Below are 810 nucleotides of genomic sequence, written 5' to 3'. Positions count from 1 at the left end.
CTTCGTCGATGGGCTGACGCAGGGTGCCGCTCTCGACCCATCCCTTCGCCGATGCGAGGAAGCTGACCTCCCGGTCGTCGGTGGTTCCGAACACGAACTCGGCCCGTGCCGACCCGGTGGTGGAGGAATTCCTGGCGGTGGGGGCGCAGGACGCGGTGATGTCCTCGCCATCGACCACCAGCGATTCGCAGCGGCCCTTGAAGGTCAGCTTCAGGACCATCCCCGGCGGTGTCTCTCCCGTCTCCGTCCCCGCATTGTCCCGGGGCACGGGCGGCGAGGCCGGGCGCGCGGTCTCGGCCGGCGGCGTTTCGGCGGGCGGGGCGCGGCCCGGATCGGTACCGGGCCGGTCCGACGCGTCGCGAGGCTGTCCGGCCTGCCAGACACAGAGACGCGCCTCCGCACCCTCCCAGCACGGCCCCTTGGGCGCCAGGGTGCCGAGGGGAGCCGTCGCCTGCGGTGCGCCGGGGCGCTCATTCCACGAGGCGGTGGCCTTCTGCGGGTCCCGTGGATCGCGGGTGAGCCGCGCGATGAAGTCCAGCCCTCCCCTTGCATAGGACCGGACCTCGAATCCGCCCGCCCCGTCCTGTCCGGCATCCACCCGGAACTGGCAGGGGCCGTCGATCCGGGCCGCGCCCCTGACCTCGATGAGACAATCGGCGGTGCGGGGCGCTCCGATCCCGGGTGCCGGCGCGACGCCGCCCCCGGCGAAACCGGGACGGCCCTCGCCGATCTTCCAGGCGCAGGCCGCGGGCCGTGGTCCCGTCCAGCAGGCCCCGCCGGAGGTGACGGCTTCGGAGGGGCCCCCTTACG

At 74.0% G+C, this 810-nt stretch carries 1 pseudogene; it reads right to left on the bottom strand.

The features are described 5' to 3' along the window. Positions 1-598: pseudogene (locus MBTS_RS23455) on the bottom strand (hypothetical protein); the annotation flags it as partial. Between the last annotated feature and the right edge of the window lie 212 nt (positions 599-810).

The sequence above is a fragment of the Methylobacterium bullatum genome, assembly GCF_014845095.1.
GTDB classification, from domain to species: Bacteria; Pseudomonadota; Alphaproteobacteria; order Rhizobiales; family Beijerinckiaceae; genus Methylobacterium; species Methylobacterium bullatum.
This window is presented reverse-complemented; position numbering and strand designations above follow the sequence as displayed.